Annotated in this window: 18 protein-coding genes; 8 read left to right on the top strand and 10 right to left on the bottom strand. The window is 63.5% G+C overall.

What is annotated here, in order from left to right; all coding sequences use genetic code 11:
* Positions 1–885: hypothetical protein (locus VL752_RS02840; RefSeq protein ID WP_325352225.1), on the bottom strand; the 885-nt coding region annotated here is incomplete at its 3' end.
* Between the two features lie 16 nt (positions 886–901).
* Positions 902–2,194 (bottom strand): ADP-dependent glucokinase/phosphofructokinase, encoded by a 1,293-nt coding sequence (locus VL752_RS02835; RefSeq protein ID WP_325352224.1) that lies wholly within the window; start codon positions 2,192–2,194, stop codon positions 902–904.
* A 155-nt stretch (positions 2,195–2,349) separates the two neighbouring features.
* On the opposite strand from VL752_RS02835, the gene VL752_RS02830 reads away from it, so the two are divergent.
* Entirely contained in the window at positions 2,350–3,138 is a 789-nt protein-coding gene (locus VL752_RS02830; protein ID WP_325352223.1) for a DeoR/GlpR family DNA-binding transcription regulator, read from the top strand.
* 9 nt (positions 3,139–3,147) lie between these two features.
* Here the strand turns inward: VL752_RS02830 and VL752_RS02825 are convergent, their stop codons facing one another.
* The 3 genes from VL752_RS02825 to VL752_RS02815 form a co-directional block, all read right to left on the bottom strand.
* Positions 3,148–4,458 carry an ABC transporter substrate-binding protein gene (locus VL752_RS02825; RefSeq protein WP_325352222.1) on the bottom strand — a complete coding sequence of 437 codons (1,311 nt, stop codon included), beginning with the start codon at positions 4,456–4,458 and terminating at the stop codon, positions 3,148–3,150.
* An 80-nt stretch (positions 4,459–4,538) separates the two neighbouring features.
* Positions 4,539–5,474, bottom strand: a complete 936-nt coding sequence (locus VL752_RS02820; protein WP_325352221.1) for an alpha/beta hydrolase — start codon at positions 5,472–5,474, stop codon at positions 4,539–4,541.
* Between the two features lie 25 nt (positions 5,475–5,499).
* A complete protein-coding gene (locus VL752_RS02815) occupies positions 5,500–6,633 on the bottom strand; it encodes a Gfo/Idh/MocA family protein (protein WP_325352220.1) in 1,134 nt (377 codons plus the stop codon).
* 173 nt (positions 6,634–6,806) lie between these two features.
* Between VL752_RS02815 and VL752_RS02810 the strand changes: the two genes are divergently transcribed.
* The 3 genes from VL752_RS02810 to VL752_RS02800 are packed head-to-tail and all read left to right on the top strand — an operon-like array spanning position 6,807 to position 9,459.
* Positions 6,807–7,790, top strand: coding sequence for a carbohydrate ABC transporter permease (locus VL752_RS02810; protein WP_325352219.1), 984 nt, complete (start codon positions 6,807–6,809; stop codon positions 7,788–7,790).
* Positions 7,787–8,623, top strand: coding sequence for a carbohydrate ABC transporter permease (locus VL752_RS02805; RefSeq protein ID WP_325352218.1), 837 nt, complete (start codon positions 7,787–7,789; stop codon positions 8,621–8,623). The genes VL752_RS02810 and VL752_RS02805 overlap by 4 nt, the downstream gene beginning before the upstream one ends.
* A gap of 5 nt (positions 8,624–8,628) precedes the next feature.
* Complete coding sequence (locus VL752_RS02800) at positions 8,629–9,459, top strand: sugar phosphate isomerase/epimerase family protein (protein ID WP_325352217.1); 831 nt, start codon at positions 8,629–8,631, stop codon at positions 9,457–9,459.
* 20 nt (positions 9,460–9,479) lie between these two features.
* Here the strand turns inward: VL752_RS02800 and VL752_RS02795 are convergent, their stop codons facing one another.
* The 5 genes from VL752_RS02795 to VL752_RS02775 all read right to left on the bottom strand — a co-directional run bounded on the left by VL752_RS02795 (position 9,480) and on the right by VL752_RS02775 (position 14,778).
* On the bottom strand, positions 9,480–10,253 hold the full coding sequence (locus tag VL752_RS02795) for an SDR family NAD(P)-dependent oxidoreductase (RefSeq protein WP_325352216.1): 774 nt from the start codon (positions 10,251–10,253) through the stop codon (positions 9,480–9,482).
* A gap of 27 nt (positions 10,254–10,280) precedes the next feature.
* Positions 10,281–11,114: a carbohydrate ABC transporter permease gene (locus VL752_RS02790; protein WP_325352215.1), complete on the bottom strand. Its 834-nt coding sequence runs from the start codon at positions 11,112–11,114 to the stop codon at positions 10,281–10,283.
* Positions 11,111–12,049 (bottom strand): carbohydrate ABC transporter permease, encoded by a 939-nt coding sequence (locus VL752_RS02785; protein ID WP_325352214.1) that lies wholly within the window; start codon positions 12,047–12,049, stop codon positions 11,111–11,113. Before VL752_RS02785 ends, VL752_RS02790 begins: the two co-directional genes overlap by 4 nt.
* Before the next feature lie 14 nt (positions 12,050–12,063).
* Positions 12,064–13,395: an ABC transporter substrate-binding protein gene (locus tag VL752_RS02780; protein ID WP_325352213.1), complete on the bottom strand. Its 1,332-nt coding sequence runs from the start codon at positions 13,393–13,395 to the stop codon at positions 12,064–12,066.
* A 351-nt stretch (positions 13,396–13,746) separates the two neighbouring features.
* The gene (locus VL752_RS02775; protein WP_325352212.1) at positions 13,747–14,778 is read right to left on the bottom strand and encodes a LacI family DNA-binding transcriptional regulator; all 1,032 of its coding nucleotides are present in this window, start codon (positions 14,776–14,778) and stop codon (positions 13,747–13,749) included.
* Between the two features lie 142 nt (positions 14,779–14,920).
* Here VL752_RS02775 and VL752_RS02770 point away from each other — a divergent pair, with 142 nt between their 5' ends.
* From VL752_RS02770 to VL752_RS02755, 4 genes are read left to right on the top strand one after another with little or no spacing between them, the layout of a single operon-like run.
* Positions 14,921–16,471, top strand: coding sequence for a sugar ABC transporter ATP-binding protein (locus VL752_RS02770; RefSeq protein ID WP_325352211.1), 1,551 nt, complete (start codon positions 14,921–14,923; stop codon positions 16,469–16,471).
* 8 nt (positions 16,472–16,479) lie between these two features.
* On the top strand, positions 16,480–17,502 hold the full coding sequence (locus VL752_RS02765; RefSeq protein WP_325352210.1) for an ABC transporter permease: 1,023 nt from the start codon (positions 16,480–16,482) through the stop codon (positions 17,500–17,502).
* A complete protein-coding gene (locus VL752_RS02760) occupies positions 17,499–18,551 on the top strand; it encodes an ABC transporter permease (protein ID WP_325352209.1) in 1,053 nt (350 codons plus the stop codon). Before VL752_RS02765 ends, VL752_RS02760 begins: the two co-directional genes overlap by 4 nt.
* A 59-nt stretch (positions 18,552–18,610) precedes the next feature.
* Positions 18,611–19,603 carry a substrate-binding domain-containing protein gene (locus VL752_RS02755; RefSeq protein WP_325352208.1) on the top strand — a complete coding sequence of 331 codons (993 nt, stop codon included), beginning with the start codon at positions 18,611–18,613 and terminating at the stop codon, positions 19,601–19,603.
* Positions 19,604–19,787: the final 184 nt, after the last annotated feature.

The following is a 19,787-nucleotide window of genomic DNA, read 5'->3' as shown; positions in this document are numbered from 1 at the left end:
CATGAACTGCAGCAGGGTCAGCGGCGACTCCGCCAAGTTGATCTTGCGACCGAACAGAGCCAGACGCGCGCCGGCTTGTTCGGACTGGAACAGAAGCTCGAACGTATCCCGCGTGGTGCCGGCGCCGCCGCCCAGGACACCGATGATGACGGACGGATCATAGGCGGCGAGTTCCTCGATTGCCGCGCGGCCGTTGAAGGGAATTTTCAGGAAACGCGGACGCTCCGCCTGGGTCAGGCCCGAGAGGCAGCGCAGCAGGCAATCATTGAGGAATCCCGGTATGGCCTCTGGCGACAATCCCCGCGGCGCGTTGGGATTGAAGACTTCCAGGAAATAGGTGAAGCCCAGCCGGCTGGCGTCGGCCCGGAACTCTGCGAAAGCCGCAAGCGAGCGCATGTCCGCGTCGAGATCATTGTTGAAGGTCATCGAATAGAGGCCGAGATCAGTGCCGGTGATGCGGCTGCCGGGCGCGGCATCGGCCTTGCCATACATGACATGGGAGAGATTGGCGGTGCGGAAGGGGCGGGACAGTTCCGCCGCGTAGCTCGCGCCGCGTACGCCGCCCCAGCAATCCGTCGCGTCATTCGCGCGGATGGCGGGTTTCACCGCGGACCCGGCGTAAACGCCCGCGGCTTGCAGAATCTCGAGATTGGAGGCCGAGGTCAGCATGAGATCGACGATATCCTGCCGCACCACGGCGGTGATTTGATCGAGATAGTCCCGGCGCGTCTTCCAGCCCGCTACCTTACCCTCGGCGTCATAGAGCGGGCCCCCGGTGGTGATGCCGGAGCCCATGTCGCCGTCCTTCGCATCCGCGATGATGAAATCGGTCCGGCGATACTGGCCAGATCGGATGCGGCTGAGCTTTTCGTCGAGACGTGTCATGGGGATCTCCGCGAGGTCAGGAAGAATGAGAAGCGGTGAAGGCGTCCTGGCCCCGATCCTCGGGTGCCAGAGGCCAGGCAGGGGTGCCAATGCCGGCGAGCTTCGGCTGGCCGAGGACCAGCAGGCAGCCCGCCATGAAGGTGTCGCCCAGGCCAAGCGTGGTGCGCGGCCGGCGCAGATGGGGGCTGGGGCAGGAGACGATGGACCAGTCGCCATGCCGCGCTTCGGGCGGCGGGGTCTCGAAACGGGCTTCGTCCGGCAGGCTGGTGGGCACCGCGAGGCGTCCCGTAGCCGCGCGCGTGCTGGCGAGAAGGCAGCCCATCATCAGCGCCTCCCGCTCACGGTCCGGGTCGCTGCGCGTGGCGCTGATCGCCCAGTCATCGGCATGGACGGACACCCGTTCGAGACCGAACCGCTCGCCGAGCTGGATGAGCCCATCCTCCAGCGACACGGTATCCGGGTCGAGCGCGCGGAATTCCGACAGGCTCATGCCGATGGAGGTCATCGCGCCGGTCAGGCCCTCCAGCGTGTGGTCCCGGCAGGCCGGGCTTTCGTAGCCCGCCATTTCCAGGTGGATGAGACCGATGCCCGCCCGTCTCCAGGCCGCGGCGATCAGCCGCGCCTCGCGCAGACCGGCATCGAGCCTGGCGCCTGCGCCCAGGGAATTGAAGCCGGCCAGGATGCCGCTGCCATGGCCGCTCTCCTGTCGCAGCAAGTGCTGGCTGAGGCGCAGGAAAGCCTCGTCCCGCTCGAGATCGAAATCATGGAACCGCAGGATGATGCGGGAGGCGCGTGGCGGCACAACGCCACCGATGCTTTCCTCCGCATCATATTCGAAGACATAGACGCGCGGCCGGTCGTCGCCCTCGGCGCGGACCTCGGCGGCGCGCACCGGCCCGTCACCCGCCAGCAGCATGTCCGGATCGAGCACCGCGATCTGCTCGGGCGTGCGATGCTCCAAGGAGAGCAGGGCGGGTGCGCCCAGCAGCGTCAGCAGGCGCGCGGCATGCGCCGGGGTACCGCCGAGGGCGGTGCGGAGGGAGAGATGCGCATCGAGCCAGGCAGGCCCGTCCGGCCAGTCGAAACGGATTTCACCGCCGATGCCCGCCTGAGCCCGGCGGCGCAGTTCGGCGGCCAGCGCCTGGGCCGGGGGTGGGCCCGCGCGCAGAAGGGCATCGCTGCGGTCATCCAGCCGGGTGAAGGCATCGACACAAAGCGAAAGCCCGCACATCGTCCAATGGGCGTGTCGGGCGTAGGTCTTGATGCGTTGCTGGAGGCTTGTATAGGCCTCGTGCCATGACGTCTGCACGCTTCCATCCCCTGTTTAAGGCGGCATTCTTGCGGTCTTTGCGCGACCGTGCTGTTTCATGCAACATTTCACGCAAAATGCTGCATCGTCAATTGAAAAAATGCACAAGACTGCGGTAACAGAGCAGCGTTGAGGGTCTCGTGAAGGAAAGCGCCGTGGATACGACTGAGGATTTTCTTCTGCCTGGGTCGCGGCAGCGACGGCTCGTCGATGTCATGCGGCAGAAGGGCCATGTGACTGTGGTGGAGCTGACCGCGATGTTCGGCGTCTCCCGCGACACCATCCGGCGCGATCTGCAATTGCTGGAGCGCCAGGGCCTGCTGACGCGCACCCATGGCGGGGCGCTGGCTGGCGACGGGCTGGTGGCGCGGGAGACGCGCTTCCAATCCCGCATGACGGAACAGACGGGGGCGAAACGCAGCATCGGGCGCGCCGCCGCTGGCCTCATCCGCGAGGGCGAGACGCTGATCCTGAACGGCGGCTCCTCCACCTGCGCCTTCGCGGCAGAACTCGGCCGGTTACGGGACCTCACCATCGTCACCAACAACCTGATGCTGCCGCCGGCGGTGCCGAGCGGCGTTGCGCGCTCCATCTTCGTGCTTGGCGGCACCTATTGGGACAGCGCGCAGATCACCGTGGGGGCTGTGAAGATCAACAGCTCCGCGCGGATCAGCGTCGACACGGCGGTGATCGGCGTCACCGGCGTCGACGAGGCCGGCGTTTCCATCAGCCGGCTGGAGGAGGCGCAGATCACGGTCGAAATGATGGAGGCGTCGCGCCGGGTCATCGTGGTCGCCGACAGTGAGAAATTCGGCGCCAGCGCCTTCGTGCATGTCGCCGACTTCTCCCGCATCCATTATTTCGTGACCGACCGGATGCCCCCGCCCGATATCGCGGAGGCGCTGGCCCAGGCCGGGGTCGAGCTGGTGATCGCCCCCGGCTAGGCGCGGCGGCTACCCCACGATATCGGTGAGGCGCTTCTTCGCGCGGTCGAGTTCGTCCTGCACGTTTCCGTTGACGAGCGCGCGGGAGACCGAGGATTGCAGCGCCAGCGTTACCTGCGGGTATTTCGGTGTCACCGGCCGGGGGGTTGCACCCACGAAGACATCGCGCAGTGTATGCATGAAGGGCTGCTTCTGGATCAGCTCAGGTTGATCGAAGACGCTTGGCCGGGTGGGGGCGAGGCCGAGACCGGTCGCGAAGCGCAGCTGCGTTGCGGGCGAGGACATCCAGGTGATGAAGTCGATCGCGGCCTCCCGGTTCTGGGTATGCGCATTGACGCCATACTGGTAGCCGCCGAGGCAGGCCGCGCTCTTACCGCCCGGAAAATGCGGCAGAGGGGCGACGCCGACCTTGTCCACGACCGAGGATGAGGCGGGGTCCTGCGCGATCTTGTAGACGTAGGACCAGTTGCGCAGGAACACCGCCTCGCCGGAGGTGAAGGGCCCGCGCGACGGTTCCTCGTCCCAGCTCAGCACATCATGCGGGCTGATCTTGGAGGTGTGGATGGTGTCGTAGAGGAACTGCACGCCTTTGACGGCCGGCGGTTCGGCGACGAGGACGGTCTTGCTGTCGGGCCCGAGAATGGCGCCCCCGGCGGAGGCCACCACTTCCACCATGTCGCAGACCAGCACTTCCGCCTGCTTGCCCTGCCAGAGATAGCCGAATTTGGCGCCGCCGGATTTCTGGATTTTCTGCGCGGTGTCCGTCAGGTCCTGCCAGGTCGTGGGCACCTGCGCGCCTGCCTGGGCCAGAAGATCCTTGCGGTAATAAAGCATGCCGGAATCGACGTGCCAGGGCAGCGCCGTCAGCTTGCCCTGGAAGGTGCAGGCCGAGATGAGGCCTGGAAAATACTGGTCCTGCACGGACTTGCCGAAATACTGGTCGAGCGGCAGCGCCCAGCCCGCGCTCGCGAATTCCGCGATCCAGATCACGTCCTGGGTGAAGACATCGGGCGTGCCGTTGCGCCGTGCCAGCTGCTGAACGAGGGCCTGATGCACTTCGGTGGAGGAGGAGGGCGGCGGCAACTGCACGAAGGTGACCTGCACCTTGCTCTGGGACTGGTTATAGACATCGACCACCTGGGCGATGGTCTCGCGGCCGTAGAAATTGGCGCTGGCGAAGGTGATCTGCGTGCGGTCGGCGGCGCGCGCGCGTCGGGGTGCAAGCGGCAGCAGGCTCGCGCCGAGCGCGAGGCCCGCTGTCGTCATTGCTTCGCGGCGGCCGAGGCCCGCGGCGGCAAGGGGCTTTTCCGGTTTGGTCATGAACATCTCCTGTCTGCGAGCTTATGCTCGTTCTTGTTGAGTCAACAGGCGTAGTCAGCCGGCAGAATCAGCCGCCATGATCAGCCGGAGGGGCCGAGCCAGGCGGCGACGGCCCGCGCCACGGCCGGCCGGCCGGCGCGAATGAACCGGTCCATGCTCAGGAAGCCGTGGATCTGGCCCGGATTCTCGTCAAGCTGCACGGACACGCCCTCGGCGCGCAGGCGCACCGCATAATCCCTTGCCTCGTCATGCAACGGATCGTAGCCGGCGGTGAGCACGAAGGCGGCAGCCACATCCGCGAGACTCGGCGCCCTAAGCGGGGAGACGCGCCAGTCTGCGGCCTGAGCAGGATCAGACAGATACAGTCCGTGATACCAGCGCATGGCGGCGGTGGTCAGCCCATAACCCTCGGCGCAGCTCGTGTAACTGTCCTGGGAGGCAGAGACGTCCGTTACCGGATAGAACAGTATCTGGAAGTCAAGCGGCGGCAGCGCGCCGTCACGCGCGAGCAGCGCCATGACGGCCGCAATATTGCCGCCCGCACTGTCTCCGCCGACCGCGATGGAATCCCGGTCGATGCCGAGCGCCTCTGCGCGCGTCGCGACATGGCGGATGGCAGCCATGGCATCCTCGATCGCCGCGGGGAAGGGGTGCTCCGGTGCCAAACGGTAATCGACCGAGACGACGACACCCTGCGACAGATTGGCGATCCAACGACAGATCGTGTCATGCGTATCGCAATTGCCCAGGACCCAGCCGCCGCCGTGAAAATAGACGAGACAGGGCGCGCCGCTTTCCGGGCAGCCGGTGCCGCGATAGACGCGGAGCGGGATTTCGGCGGCAGGCGACGCGATGACGAGATCGCGCACCTCGCGGACAGCTTCAGGCTCCCCTTGGAGCGCGGGCAGGTTTTCGAGGAACTGACGCTGCGCCTCGGCCGGCGCCAGCGTCTCGATTCGCGGCGCGCCGGAAGCCGCGACCAGGTCCAACACGGTTTGCGCTTCGGGTGAGAGCATGAGGGACTCCTTCTTCTCTATCTCGTCAGACGCGATAGGCGCGCGCTTCGTCTTCTTCCAGCACGGGCGGCTGGTGCACCGTCGTCGTCAGCGGCACGGGCGCTCCCGTCTCTCCCGAGGTCAGGATCGCCTCCAGAATTTCAAGCACATGCAGCGCGAGGCGTCCCGAAGCGCGCGGCGGCCGCCCGACCGCGAGGCCGGCCGCGAGATCGGCGATGCCCAGCATACGGTAATTGGCGCGGTCCGGCGCTGCATAGGGCCAATTGATCTGGCCATAGAGCCGCTCCTCCGTCGGCAGATCTTCCCATGCGTCGCCTCCATGGCTCACGGAAATCGTGCCGCCGAAGGTATCGGGGTCCGGCAGACGGAGCGAGCCTGTGGTGCCGTGCAGTTCGATCGGCGCATTGCTATGGCGAAAAACATCCCAACTCGCGCCGAAAGTGATGACGGCGCCGGAGGTGAATTCGATGAGCGAGAGCAGGCTGGTCGGCGTGCCGATCGGAAAGGTCGTGCCCTGCAAAGGACCTTCCGCCGTGATCAACCGGTTCTGGGACGCGCTGGTCGCCATCGCCATGACGCGCCGCGCGGGGCCCAGGAGGTTGACGAGCATGGTGACGTAATAGGGTCCCATGTCCAGCACAGGACCACCGCCTTTCTGGTAGTAGAAGGCAGGGTTGGGGTGCCAATGCTCCATGCCGCGCCCCATCATGAAGGCGGTGCCGGTGACGATGCGGCCGATCGCCCCGCCTTCGATCACTTGCCGGGCAAGCCTGCCGGCGGCGCCCAGGAAGGTATCGGGCGCGGAGCCGAGAACGCAGCCACGCGCCTCTGCAAGCACCACGAGAGCCCGCCCTTCCTCCACCGTGGTACCGAGCGGCTTTTCAGTGAAGACATGCTTGCCCGCGTCAAGCGCCGCCTGCGTGATCCCGGCATGGGCCGTGGGGATGGTGAGATTGATCACGAGGTCGACATCGGGCGCCGTGATCAAATCCTCAACCGCGCAGGCTCGCAGGCCGTATTCGGCCGCGCGCAAGGCCGCCTGTTCGGGCAGAAGATCGGCGCAGGCGCGCAGCTCCAGGCCGCGGAAAAGCGCCGCATTGCGCAAATAGGTCATGGCGATATTGCCGCAACCGACGATGCCGAGGCCGAGTTTTTTCATGGCCGGACGTTTCTTCCATTAGGGCCGGGTTGCGCTTTTTTGCGACAGTTGCAGCAAAACCACAAGAGGACACCGCGCAAAAACGCAGCTTTACGCTTGACCATGCATAGGCTTTGCGGGAACCTGCCGCTCGTGACGTGGCGACAAGACCGCGCATCGTGGGAGGCGAGAGAATGCCGGGGGTGCAATACCCAGCCTCGACCGACGCCGACAGGCGCCATCGCGTGGCGGTCTCCCGCCCTAGCCGGGCCCTGCCGCGCGGACCGATGCTCGGAGGCTCCGCACGCCTCGCCCTCGTCGCCTGGCTCCTTCTGCTGCCGGCGCTCATCGCGCTGGCGGCGGTGTCGCTCTATCCCATTGCGAATGGCATTTGGCTGTCGCTGACGAATACCTCGCTGATCACCAACGAGGATGCCTTCGTCGGCATCAAGAACTACATCGCCCTCGCGAATGACGGGCAGTTCTGGAATGCCTGGGACCATACGCTGCTCTTCACCGTCGCCTCGACGCTGCTGGAAACGGTGATCGGCCTGCTGATGGCCGTACTGCTCTACGAACGTTTCGTGGGTCGCGCCATTCTGCGCGCGATTATGCTGGTGCCCTGGGCGATGCCGACGGTGGTGACGTCGAAAATGTTCGGCTGGCTGTTCGATGGGCAACACGGCGTGATCAACTATCTGCTCGTCAAATGTGGCCTGCTGTCAGCCAATGTCGATTGGCTGGGTTCGGCGCAGACCGCACTCGGCACCATCGTTTTGGCCGATGTCTGGAAGACCGCGCCCTTCATGGCGTTGCTTCTCCTGGCCGGACTGCAGACGATTTCGCCGAGCCTGACGGATGCGGCGCGGATCGACGGCGCCAATGCCTGGAGTACCTTTTGGCATGTCCGTCTGCCGCTGCTCTGGCCTACATTGCTTATCGCGGGCCTGTTCCGCGCGCTGGATGCGTTTCGTATCTTCGACCTCGTCTATGTGTTGACGGGTGGGGGGCCGGCGGATTCCACCGAAACCCTCTCGACCCTCAGCTACAAGGTGCTCTTCTCGACCCTGCAATTCGGCTATGGCTCCGCCATGACGATGGCGACCTTCGCGACGGAAGGCGTGATTGCGCTCGGCTTCTGTTTCTTCATCATCCGGCAGTTGAGGGCGAACCGATGACAACCCGGCAGGCCCGTGCCCGGGCCGCTCTGGTCTATGGCGGGGCGCTATTGATGCTGGTCTGGTCGGCCGGCCCCTTCGTCTGGCAGATCTCGACTTCTTTCCAGCTTGACCGCGCGCTCACCGGCCCCACACCCTCCTTCATTCCGCATCCCTTTACCTGGGCGCATTACACGAGCGCCTTCTTCCACCGGCATTTGCAGTTTTATTTGCGGAACTCGTTGATCGTCGCTGTGTTCACCACCCTCTTCTGCCTCTTCTTCGGCACGTTGGCGGCCTTTGCGCTGTCGCGACTGAAAATTCGCGGCCGCTTCGGCCTGCTGATGGTGATCCTCTCCGTCTCCATGTTCCCGCAGATCGCGATCGTCGGGCCGCTCTATCTCATCGCCTCTGCCTTCAACCTGTTGGATACCTATCGCGGACTCATCATCGTCTATCTGGCGCTCGGCCTGCCGTTGGTCACCTGGGTGTTGTTCGGCTACTTCGAGACGCTACCACGCGAGATGGACGAAGCCGGGCGTGTGGACGGGGTTTCGACCCTCGGCCTGCTGTGGCGGATCATCCTGCCGATCTCGCTGCCCGCCCTTGTCACCACCGGGCTGCTCGCCTTCATTGCTGCCTGGAACGAGTTTCTGTTCGCGCTCGCCTTCACCTCCAACTTCCAGCATCAGACGGTGCCGGTCGGGATCGCGAATTTCACCGATATCTACTATGTGCCCTGGGGGGATATCTCCGCCGCCTCGACCGTCGTGACCCTGCCGCTGATCATCCTCGTGCTCTTCTTCCAGCGTCACATTATTCAGGGTCTGACCATGGGCGGATTGAAGGAATGAGCGCGATGCCGGATAGGACGTTTCCCACAATCCGCCTGGGCTGCCAGACCTATACCTGGGAGATGCTGGGGGAGAGTTACCAGGACGGGCCTGATGCGCTGCTGCGCATGATTTCCGAAGCGGGCTATGACGGTATCGAGATCACCGACCGGATGATCGGCGACTATGCTGGCAGGCCTGGGGCCTTTGCCCATGCGCTGGCCGCGCACGGCCTCACCCTCGTCTCCTATGCGGTGGGGAGCGCCAGCGGCTTTACGGAGCCAGATCAACTGAATTCGGATTTGGTGATGGCGTCGCAAGCGATCGGCTTCGCGAGCGCCTTTCCCGGCGCCTTCGTTTCCTTCGGCAGCGCGACCGTCATGTCCGCAGGCGCCCGCGCCGACAAATTCGCAGCCGCCGCCCGCTTCTACAATGCGGCGGGGGAGGCCGGGCAGCGGGCCGGCGTGCCCATCGCCCTGCATCCGAGCTCACATCACAATACGCTGCTCTTCTCGCGGGAGGATTACGACCATATCTTCGCGCTGACCGACCCCGCTTTGATAGGCTGGGTGCCAGATACCGGCCATATTCTGCGCGGTCAGGAAGATATGCTGGATGTGTTGCGCCGCTACGCCGACCGCATCCGTTATCTCCACCTCAAGGACGTGGATGAGGATGACCGTTGGGCGATGCTGGGCGAGGGAGATTGCGATATCGCGGCTGTCATCGAGACCGTTTCTGCGGCGCCGCACTTCAACAGCTGGCTGGTGGTGGAGGAGGAATCTGACAAGGCCGCCGCCGACCCGGCGCGCGCCGTGCGGCTGAACCGGGAGCGGATGCGCGACTACGGGTTCTGAGCCGCGCCGCCGCCGGCCGCTCACCATATGGTATAGCCGACATCCGCGAGCACGATGGAGCCCATCAGCGCGCTCGACGCTTCGGAGGCGAGGAAGAGGATGACAGAGGCGATCTCCTCCGCTGATACGGCGCGATGCGCCGGCGTATTCTCGAGCCAGATCTTGGAGAGTTCGGGAATCCGCAGGCCTGGGCCTGACATTGCGGTATCGACATAGGTGGGGGCGACGCTGTTGACGCGTACGCCGCGGGCCGCCCATTCGCCCGCAAGGGAGCGCGTCATGTGATGCACGGCTGCCTTGGCGGCATTGTAATGCACCTGCCGCTGCGGCTTGTTGGAGATGACGCCGGACATGGAACCGACGGTGACGATACTGCCGGCGCCACGGGCCAACATGTGGCGGCCGAAGGAACGGCAGCTCCAGAAACACCCGTTGAGGTTGATGTCGATCATGCGCAGCCACACCTCGTCCGCCATCTCCTCCCCCGCCGTATCCGGCCAGGCGATGCCGGCATTGGCGACAAGGATATCCACGGCCTGTCCTTCGGCGTTGAAGCGATCCGCCGCCGCCGTGACGGCAGCCGACTGGGTCACATCCAGCGCCACGCCGTCGCTTTGCGGATAGCGTTCGCGCAGCGTGGCGAGGCCACTTGCGAGCACGTTTGGATCGCGGTCGGCGATGATGACGCGGGCGCCGCATTCGGCCAGCGCCAGGGCGGAAGCGAGACCGATGCCCCGTCCACCACCGGTGACGAAGCCGGTCTTGCCCGTCAGGTCGTATTTTTCGCGATACATGGCGTTCCTCAGATTCGATTTGGGCGCCTACTTGACGGCGCCGAAGGTGAGACCGGTGACGAGATGACGCTGCGTCGCGAGACCCATCGCCATGATAGGGGCGACCGCCAGAAGTGAGGCGGCCGAGAGCTTGGCCCAGAACAACCCTTCCGGGCTAGAGAAGGTGGCGATGAAAGCGGTGAGCGGTGCGGCATGCGTCGCGGTCAGGTTGATGCTCCAAAAGGCCTCGTTCCAACAAAGCACGATGTTGAGAAGGATGGTCGCGGCAACTCCGGGTGCAGCAAGCGGCAAAAGCAGCCATAGCAGCTGCTGCAAAGTTGTGGCGCCATCCAGGAAACCGGCTTCCACGATGTCGCGCGGAATATCCCGGAAGAAGGAATAGAGCATCCAGATGACGATGGGCAGGTTCATCAGCGTGTAGATGCCGATCATGCCGGTGCGGGTATCGAGCAGATGCATGTCCCGGAACAGAAGGTAGATCGGCACCAGAACGCCGACCGCCGGCATCATCTTGGTCGACAGCATCCACATCAACAGACCGCGCGTGCGCCGGCTGGGAAAGAAGACCATGGCATAGGCCGCGGGAAAGGCGAGCAGCAGGGCGATGAGCGTCGAGCCGCCGGCGATGATGATGCTGTTGGCCACGAACCGCCCATAATCCGTGGTGGCGAAGACGGTTGCGAAGCTTTCCAGCGTGGGGCGGAAGAACAGCAGTGGCGGCGTGGTGACGGCTTGCCGTTCGGATTTGAAGGCGGTCAGTGCCATCCACAGGATCGGGAAGGCCATGACGAGCCCGACGATCCAGCCAAGCGCCGTGAAGAGCAGCTTGCGATGGGCGCGGCGCGTGGCGGCGGCGGTCATTGATCGAGGCTCCGGGCGACCGTGCGCACGAGGAAGATCGCGACGATATTGGCGAGCACGACGGCAATGAGCCCGCCCGCCGAGGCACCGCCGATATCGTAATCGAGCAGTGCGGTCTTGTAGATGAGATAGGGAAGATTGGTCGTGTCGTTACCGGGTCCGCCCCCCGTCGTGACCAGAATTTCCGCAAAGACAGAAAGCAGAAACATGGTCTCGATCAGAATGACGATGGTCACCGGCCGCGCGAGATGGGGAGCGACGACGCGGCGGAACAGCGTCACGGCCCCGGCGCCGTCGAGCTGGGCGGCCTCGATCTGCTCCTGATCCAGCGACTGCAGCGCCGTGAGCAGAATGAGGGTTGCGAAGGGAATCCATTGCCAGGCGACGATGATGCCGACAGCGAGGAGAGGGGCCTGCGCAAACCAGTCGAAGGCGGGCAGGCCGAACTGGTGGCAGAGCCAGGCGATGAGCCCGCTCACCGGATTCATCAGCATGTTCTTCCAGATGAGTGCGCTGACAGTCGGCATCACGAAGAAGGGCGCGATGACCAGCAGACGCACCCCCGCGCGGCCGTGCATGGGCTGATTGACGAGGAGGGCGATGAGCATGCCGAAGACGACGGTGGCGGCAAGTACCCCCAGCACCAGAACAAGCGTGTTGATGAGGGCGGTGGTGAGCGCCGGATCGGTCAGCAGATAGACGTAATTCATGGCGCCGATGAAGCTTCGGCCCTCGTCCATCAGATTGTAGCGCAGCAGCGAGAACCAGATCGTCATGCCAAGCGGGACGATCATCCAGAGCAGAAGCAGCGTGACGGAAGGCGCGGTGCAGAGAACAGGGCCGATTGGCCGCCTTTGTCCCGTGCTGCCCCGCATGCCCGCGCGAGGCTCGGCGAACGGCGGTGCTTCCCGCACCGCCGCCGCCGTCCGGTCCATCGGGCCGGCATCCCTCACTTCAGATAACCCGCCCGCCGCATCATGCGCTCGGTCTGGCTCTGCGCCTCTGCAAGCGCCTGTTTCACCGTCTTCTGTCCGGCGATGGCGGCGGAAATCTGCTGCCCGACCATGGTGCCGATGCCTTGGAATTCCGGAATGCCGACATAGGAGATTCCGGTATAGGGCACGGGCAGCGCGGAGGGGTGGTTGAGGTCGGCGCTGTTGATCGCTGCCAGCACAACAGGCGCGAAGGGTGCTGCCTTCTGGTAGTCTGGCGAGTTGTAGGTGGAATAGCGCGTGCCCGGCGGCACGCTCGCCCAGCCCTCATCGGCGGCGACCATCTTGATATAGTCCTGCGACGTGGCCCAGGTGATGAATGCCTCGGCGTCCGTCTTGTGCTGCGAGGTCGAGGGGATGGCGAGCGCCCAGGACCAGAGATAATGCGAGCCGATCTTGGTGGTGAAATAGGGCGGTGCGGCATAACCGACCTCGCCGGCCACTGTGCTTTGCTTTGGATTGGCCAGGAAGCCGGCAGAAACGGTCGCATCCACCCACATCGCGCAATGGCCGGCGGCGAAGAGGGCGAGAGTTTCATTATAGCCATTTGATACCGCACCCGGCGGCCCGTCTTTCCGCAGCAGATCGACGTAGAAGCTCACGCCCTTTTCCCAGGCCGGAGAGGTGAGCTGTGGCTGCCATTTCATATCGAACCAGCGGCCGCCTTCGCTGTTCACGAGCGGCCCGATCTGGCCCATGTTCTCACCCCAGCCGGCCTTCCCGCGCAGGCAGATGCCGTAGACGCCGGCTTTGGGGTCGTTCAGTTTGTCGGCGAGTGCGGCGATCTCCGGCCAGGTCGGCTGGTCCGGCATGGTCAGCCCGGCCTTCTTGAACAGATCCGTGCGGTACAACGTCATCTGGCTTTCGGCATAGAACGGCAAGGCATATTGCTTGCCGCCATAGGCGAGAGCCGCGCGGACCGGTTTCAGCACATCGTCGATGTCGTAGCTGGCCGGGATATCGGTGATCGGGGACAGCCAGCCGCGCTTCGCCCACATCGGAACTTCATAGACGCCGACGGTAACGATATCCATGCCGCCGGCATGGGTCGCGACATCCGTCGTGATGCGCTGGCGCAGCACATTCTCCTCGAGCGTGATCCAGTTGAGCTTGATATCCGGGTGTGACGCCTCGAACTTGGCCGAGAGGCGCTGCATGACGATCATGTCGGGGTTGTTGACGGTCGCGATCGTCAGCGTCGTCGCGGCCTGCGCCACGGGCGCCACCGCGAAGGCTCCGGGCAAGGCCAAAGCGAGACAATAGCCCAGCAATCCGCGCTTCTTCATCATGTTCCCTCTTTTGTTTTTCTTGGTTGATCGGGAGCGGGACTCAGTTCGAGGCAGCGTCCTTTCCAGCGTGTCGGCAAGAGGCAGGGGGCTCGCGCGTCCTGACACGAACCCTCGTCCAGCGCCTCAGGACGCTCGGAGCATGCGTACTTCCTTCCCCGCTTGATCGGCGGTGTTGTTCGGCCGATGGCCGAGTGCTTGGAGAGGCAGATTTGCGCCCTAAAACCGCAGAGTCAATCGGAAAGACGCAAAAACACGCACATTACTGCGCTGCACTTCCGAAACAGGTCGAGCCGCGGCGATCGACCTTCGGTGAGCGCGGCGGCCTTCCAGGTCTGATGGCGGCGTGCGACGTCAGGTACTCTCGCCGACGCGCAGTGAAAAACCGATGTCGACACGGTGCCGGCCCTCGGCTTCCCTGCGGATGCGGGCGACCAGCATGGTGGCCGCCACCTGCCCCATCCTCTGACGGGGAGAGACGATGGTGGTGAGGGATGGCTGCACTAACTCGCCAATGCCGAAACCGTTGAAGCCGGCGATCGCGACGCGCTCGGGCACCGAGATGCCTTCGCGCTGAGCGCGCAAAAGCGCGCCGACGGCAAGGTCATCATTGGCGAAGAACAGCGCGTCCAACTCCGGCGCCGCATCGAGCGTCCGCATCAGCGCCTCCGCCCCTACCTGAGCACTGGACTTGCACTCATGAGTGAAGGGCGGTCGCCTGCGCAGGTCATGACGGGCCAGGCACCGCTCGAGCCCCTTGAACCGATGCATGGCGCGATAGTCCGCATTCAGCCGCCCGCCGATGAAGCCGATTTCACGGTAGCCGCGGGAGACGAGGTGCTCGCCCATGCTTTCCCCCGCCTTATAGTGCGACAGGCCGACATTCATATCGATCGGCCTCGCCCCATGCTCCATGATTTCCATGATCGGTCGGTTCGAACTCTTCAGCAGCGCGCGCGTCCGCTCCGTATGCCTTAGCCCTGCCAGAATCACGCCGGCCGGCGACCAGCCGAGCAGTGCGGCCACAAGATCCTGTTCGCGCTCAAGGTCATATTGCGTGTTGCCCAGCAGCATCTGGTAGCCGGCAACCTCCAGCACATCTTGAATCCCTTGGATAACTTCGATGAAGACGGCGTTCGACAGTGAGGGAACAATGACGAGGACGGCGCGGCTCTCGGCGGAAGCGAGAGCGCCTGCCACGCGATTCGGAACGTATCCCAGATCCTGGATTGCCGCGGTGACTTTGGCGCGCAGGACATCGGACACGAGGTCCGGCGTATTGACCACGCGCGAAACCGTGATGGCTGAGACCCCAGCCCGCTCGGCCACGTGCTTGAGCGTTACAGTCGTTGGTCGGGCTGGCCTGCGGCTTGCCGGGCTGCTCATGTCGTTCATCCGCCAAGCTTAGCCTGTTCGGAGATCGTCCGCCATGTGAGGATAAAATGTTTGCGCTACCATTCGAGGCGCGATATAGGGGCGGCTGAGGTGGTCACTGAACAAGCGAAGAAACCATCGAGGAGGAAGCTGAGTGCCCCTGGGTGCCGAAAGCAAAGCGCACGACGCCGAAGTTGGCCTGTACGAAGCGCATCATCTGGTGAAGAAGTACGGCAACGTCGTTGTCTTGCGTGATGTGAGTGTGTCTATGGCGCCGGGCCGCGTGCATACCATCATGGGTGAGAATGGCGCCGGCAAATCCACCGCTTTCAAGATCCTATCCGGTCTCGTCCGACCGACGGGCGGTTCGCTGCAGTTGAGCGGACGCGAAATTTCGCTCGCCTCGCCCTCTGCCGCGCATCACGCAGGCATCTATCTTGTGCCGCAGGAGCCGGCCGTCATGCCCGAACTCTCTGTAACGGAAACGATGTTCGTCGGCCAGCTGCCGACCGTCGGCCGTCTGCCGCGTCGTATCGACTGGAAGGGCGCCCGTGCGCGCGCTGTCGAAGCGCTCGCAACATTGAAACTCGACATCGATCCGGATCAACTGGCGCGCAATCTCAGCATCGCCCAGCAACAACAGCTTGAATGCGCCAAGGCGCTGTTGCGCGGATGTCGTGTGATCCTCTTCGATGAACCGACGTCACCGCTGACGACGCATGAGGTCGAGCGGCTTTTTTCGACGATGCGTCGCTTGCGGTCGGAGGGCTACACGCTCGGCTTCATCAGCCACAGGATGGATGAAGTGCTCGAGATTTCTGATGATATCAGCATCTTGCGAGATGGCGCATTGGTCGACAGCGCGCAGAAACAGGATTTCGATCGCGTTCGCCTGATGTCGCAAATGGTGGGTCGGGAAATGCGGGTGATTCCAAGACGCCAGATCAGTCACGCGTCCGCAGTGCCTGTTCTGACGGTGGCGAACCTGACGCATGAACCCCGGTTCCGGAAAGTGAGCTTCACCCTCCACAAAGGCGAAATCCTTGGTCTGGCTGGGCTGGTCGGCGCCGGGCGCACTGAAATCGCCGAGGCGATCTTCGGTGTGCGGCAGAAAGATGCCGGAACCGTGCAACTGGACGGCGAGGACATTGCCAGCTGCGGCACCTATGACATCATTCGCAAAGGCCTCGTCTACGCGCCAGAGGATCGCGCAAAGCACGGTGCCGTTCTGCAGATGACGATCACCGAGAATTTGACCTCGAGCCTGCTCGAACGCGTCAAGTCCAGCATGGGTCTGCTCAGCCGAAACGACGAGGAGCGGATTGGCGCGGAGACGGTGCTGCGCTATCGCGTACGGTGCGCGGGCATCGACCAGAAACTGCGGCAGCTTTCCGGCGGCAATCAGCAGAAGGTCGTGTTCGGGAAGTGGATGGGCACCGGCCCAAAAGTGGCTGTGTTGGATGAGCCGACCCGCGGCGTCGATGTCGGTGCCAAGGACGAAATCTATGAGCTGATTGATGGGCTCGCCAAGGAAGGGATGGGGATCATCGTCATCTCTTCCGAACTGGAGGAGCTTGTACGCCTTTGTGACCGCATCCTGTCGGTCTACGAGGGCAGAATTGTCGCTGAAATAAATGGCGACGAGATCACACAGGAACGCGTCTCTTCCTCCTATCTCAGCAGTGCGGCGGCATCGGGCCGATGAAAGCGACGATGACCGAGCAGCAGCACGTCGCAGACCGCACGGCCGCGCCTGCGCCCCGAAAGCGCCCGCTGACCGCGCGCAACGAAACCCGCGAGATCACGCTGATCGTCGCCACGATCGTGACGCTCCTGGCGGTTGGCGCCTTCAATCACCGCTTCATGTCGCTCGACAACATCCGCTTCATGGTGTTGAACTCGGTCGTGCTCTCGCTTGTCGCACTCGGGCAGACCTGGGTGATCGCGACCAAGGGCATCGATCTCTCGGTCGCTCCCATCATGGGACTCACGGCCGTGGTGACCGGATTGCTCGCGCAAACCAGCGGCCTTCCACTCTATCAGGCCTTTGCCCTTGCCTTGCTGATCGGTCTGGTTCTCGGAACCATCAACGGTGTTCTTGTCGCGAAGGTCTCGATTCCGCCGATCATCGTGACCCTCGGCACGTATAGTATCTATAGCGGCCTCATCTTCATTTACTCCAATGGGACCCAAGTGACCGCCGTTCCGCCGGCCTATGCCACCTTCGGCAATGGCGTGATCGCGCACTGGCTGCCTCTGCCAATACCCGTGCTGACGCTCGCGATCGTTCTGTTCCTATGCTGGTTCGTGCTCGGCCAGACCGTTTTCGGCCGGGCCGTGCTCGCCATCGGCAACAACGCAGCCGCCGCCTACAATGCCGGCGTCTCGGTAACTTCGACGCAAGTCCGCGTTTACATGATCTCGGGGGTGCTGGCTGCGCTCGCCGGCCTGGTCTTCGTTTGCTACACGGGCTCGGCGACCGTCACGACCGGTACCGGAGATCATATCGAACTCCAGTCCATCGCCGTCGCCTTGATCGGCGGCACGGCGATCGCCGGTGGTCGTGGCAACATGATCGGCACTGTCTTGGGCGGCCTGTTTCTGAGCGTGATCCTGACCGCCCTGGTCTTTCTCCATGTCCCGCCGATTTGGTATTCCGCCGGCGAAGGGGCGATGATCCTCCTGACCGTGACACTCGGCATGCGCCAGCGCGCTGCCGGAAAGGCCTCACGATGAAAGACCGCGCCAATACCGTCACGACGCAGCGCACGGGTTCGCGCTTTCCGCTCGATGGCTGGGAAAGAGCCCTCATTCTTCTCCTCATCCTGGAAATAGCCGGCTTCTCCTTCGGGATTCCGGGTTTCTATGATGGGTTTGGATCGTTCCTCGGCCTCACGCAGAACTTTCTGCCCTTCGGCATCGTGGCGCTCGGACTTGGCGTGGTCATTCTGACCGGCGGCATTGACCTGTCAGTGGGCTCCGTCGCCGGCCTCGGCGCGATCGTCATGGCCGAGCTGTGGCAAGGATTGCATCTCTCCATCTGGATCGCGGCGTTTTTTGGCATTCTGCTCGGCGCCGGTCTCGGCTGGATCAACGGCATGATCATCACGCGGTTCAGGACCGAACCCTTGATCGCGACATTGGCCACCAGTTTCATCTTTGGCAGCATCGGCACCGCCCTTGCCGGCGCGTCGCCGCCCTCCGGATTTCCTGACAGCTTCAACGCACTCGGCCAGGGACTGATCGGCGGCATCCTGCCGTATCAGCTGCTCCTGTTCGTAGTGCTGGCGGTGTTCTTTTCCCTTCTCATGTCCCGCAGTGCCTATGGGCGCAAGATCGTCATGGTCGGCTATAATGGCGATGCGGCCCGTTACTCGGGCATCCGTGTCGGGCGGATTATCGCCAGCGCCTATGTGATCAGCGGCGCGATGTCGGCGCTGGCGGGCATCGTGCTTGCCTCCTACTACAGCGCCGTGCGGCCGGACATGGGCGACATCCTCCTCCTCACGACCATCACCATGGTCGTTCTCGGTGGCATCAGCATCTTTGGCGGTGAAGGCAGCATGACGGGTGTCGTCCTCGCTGTCCTTATTCTCGGCCTCTTGCGGCAGGGCATGTTGATCGCCGGTTTCTCGGACATGGTGACGACCATGTTGACGGGCGCGATCCTGGTCTCTGCCATCGCCATACGCAATCTCCTCTCCGGACGTGGAACAGGTATTGCGCTGCTATTCCTCCGTCTCCGCTCCTTGGGCGGCGGCACGGGAACTGAAGCGGCCGAATGACGGGTTGCACCCGCCTGACGCCGCCGCACTGAACGAATAAAAACACCTGGGGAACTCTCATGAAACAGTTTAAGAAGGCTGCCCTTCTCGGCGCCGCCATGCTCAGCGTCTCGATGGCCGCTCATGCCGCGGATATCAATACGTCCAAGCGCATTCACGTAGCGATGGTGCCGAAGCTGATCGGCCTCTCGGTCTTCAAGGCCAACGAAAAGGGTGCCGAGGCCGCGGCCAAGAAGCTGAATATCAATTTCCTCTACACTGGTCCGGTCACCGCATCGGCGCAGGGCCAGGTTGACGTCTTCAACAGCCTGATCGCCCGCCGCTTCGATGTTATCACCACAACCTCGAACAACCCGACCGAACTCGCTCCGGCTCTCCGCCGCGCGATGAAGAAGGGCATCAAGGTTGTGTCCTATGATAGCGACGTGGCGCCGGATGCGCGCGACTTCTTCATTCAGAACACGGCCTACCCGGCCTTCGGCAAGGCTCTGGTGGATTCGGTTGCCAAATACACGGGCCCCAACGCCAAAATCGCGATCCTCTCATCGACGCCAGACGCGACCATTCAGAATGCATGGATTGACGCCCTCAAGACCTACATGAAGGCGACCTATCCCAATATGACGATCGTGACGACGCAATACGGCCAGTCTAGCCCCTCGCAGTCGCTCACGGCCGGTCTCAACATTCTCCAGGCTAATCCGGGCGTCACCGGCATCATCGCGCCGGACGGCGCGGCCGAGGTGGGTGCGGCGGCGGCCGTGCAGAAGCTTGGCCTCACCGGCAAGGTTTTTGTCACCGGCTGCTCCGATCCCGATTCCATCCGCCAGTATGTGAAAGATGGGATCATTAAGGAGAGCCCGCTTTGGGACGAGGTGAAGGAAGGTGAACTCGTCATGTATGTGGCGCGTCTGGCCTATAATGGCGCCATCACCAAGAACAGCACCTTTACGGCGGGCGATCTCGGCACCTTCACGGCGAAGGACGGCGTTATCATCTTCAGCGATCCGCTGATCTTCAACGCCCAGAATATCGACCAGTATCAGTTCTGAACCGCCGCAGGGCCCCGTCCAGGATGGGGTGGGGCCCATGCCTTCGTATCGGCGCGGCGCACTTGCAGGAAGGAATGAGTATGAAACGCATTATGTTCACCGGGGGCAGCGGGAAAGCCGGCCGCCACGTCGTGCAATATCTCGTGGACCAGGGCTACCGCGTCCTCAACATCGATACGAAGCC

Origin of the sequence: Acidisoma sp., from assembly GCF_035492295.1 — a bacterium.
GTDB lineage: Bacteria > Pseudomonadota > Alphaproteobacteria > Acetobacterales > Acetobacteraceae > Acidisoma.
This window is presented reverse-complemented; position numbering and strand designations above follow the sequence as displayed.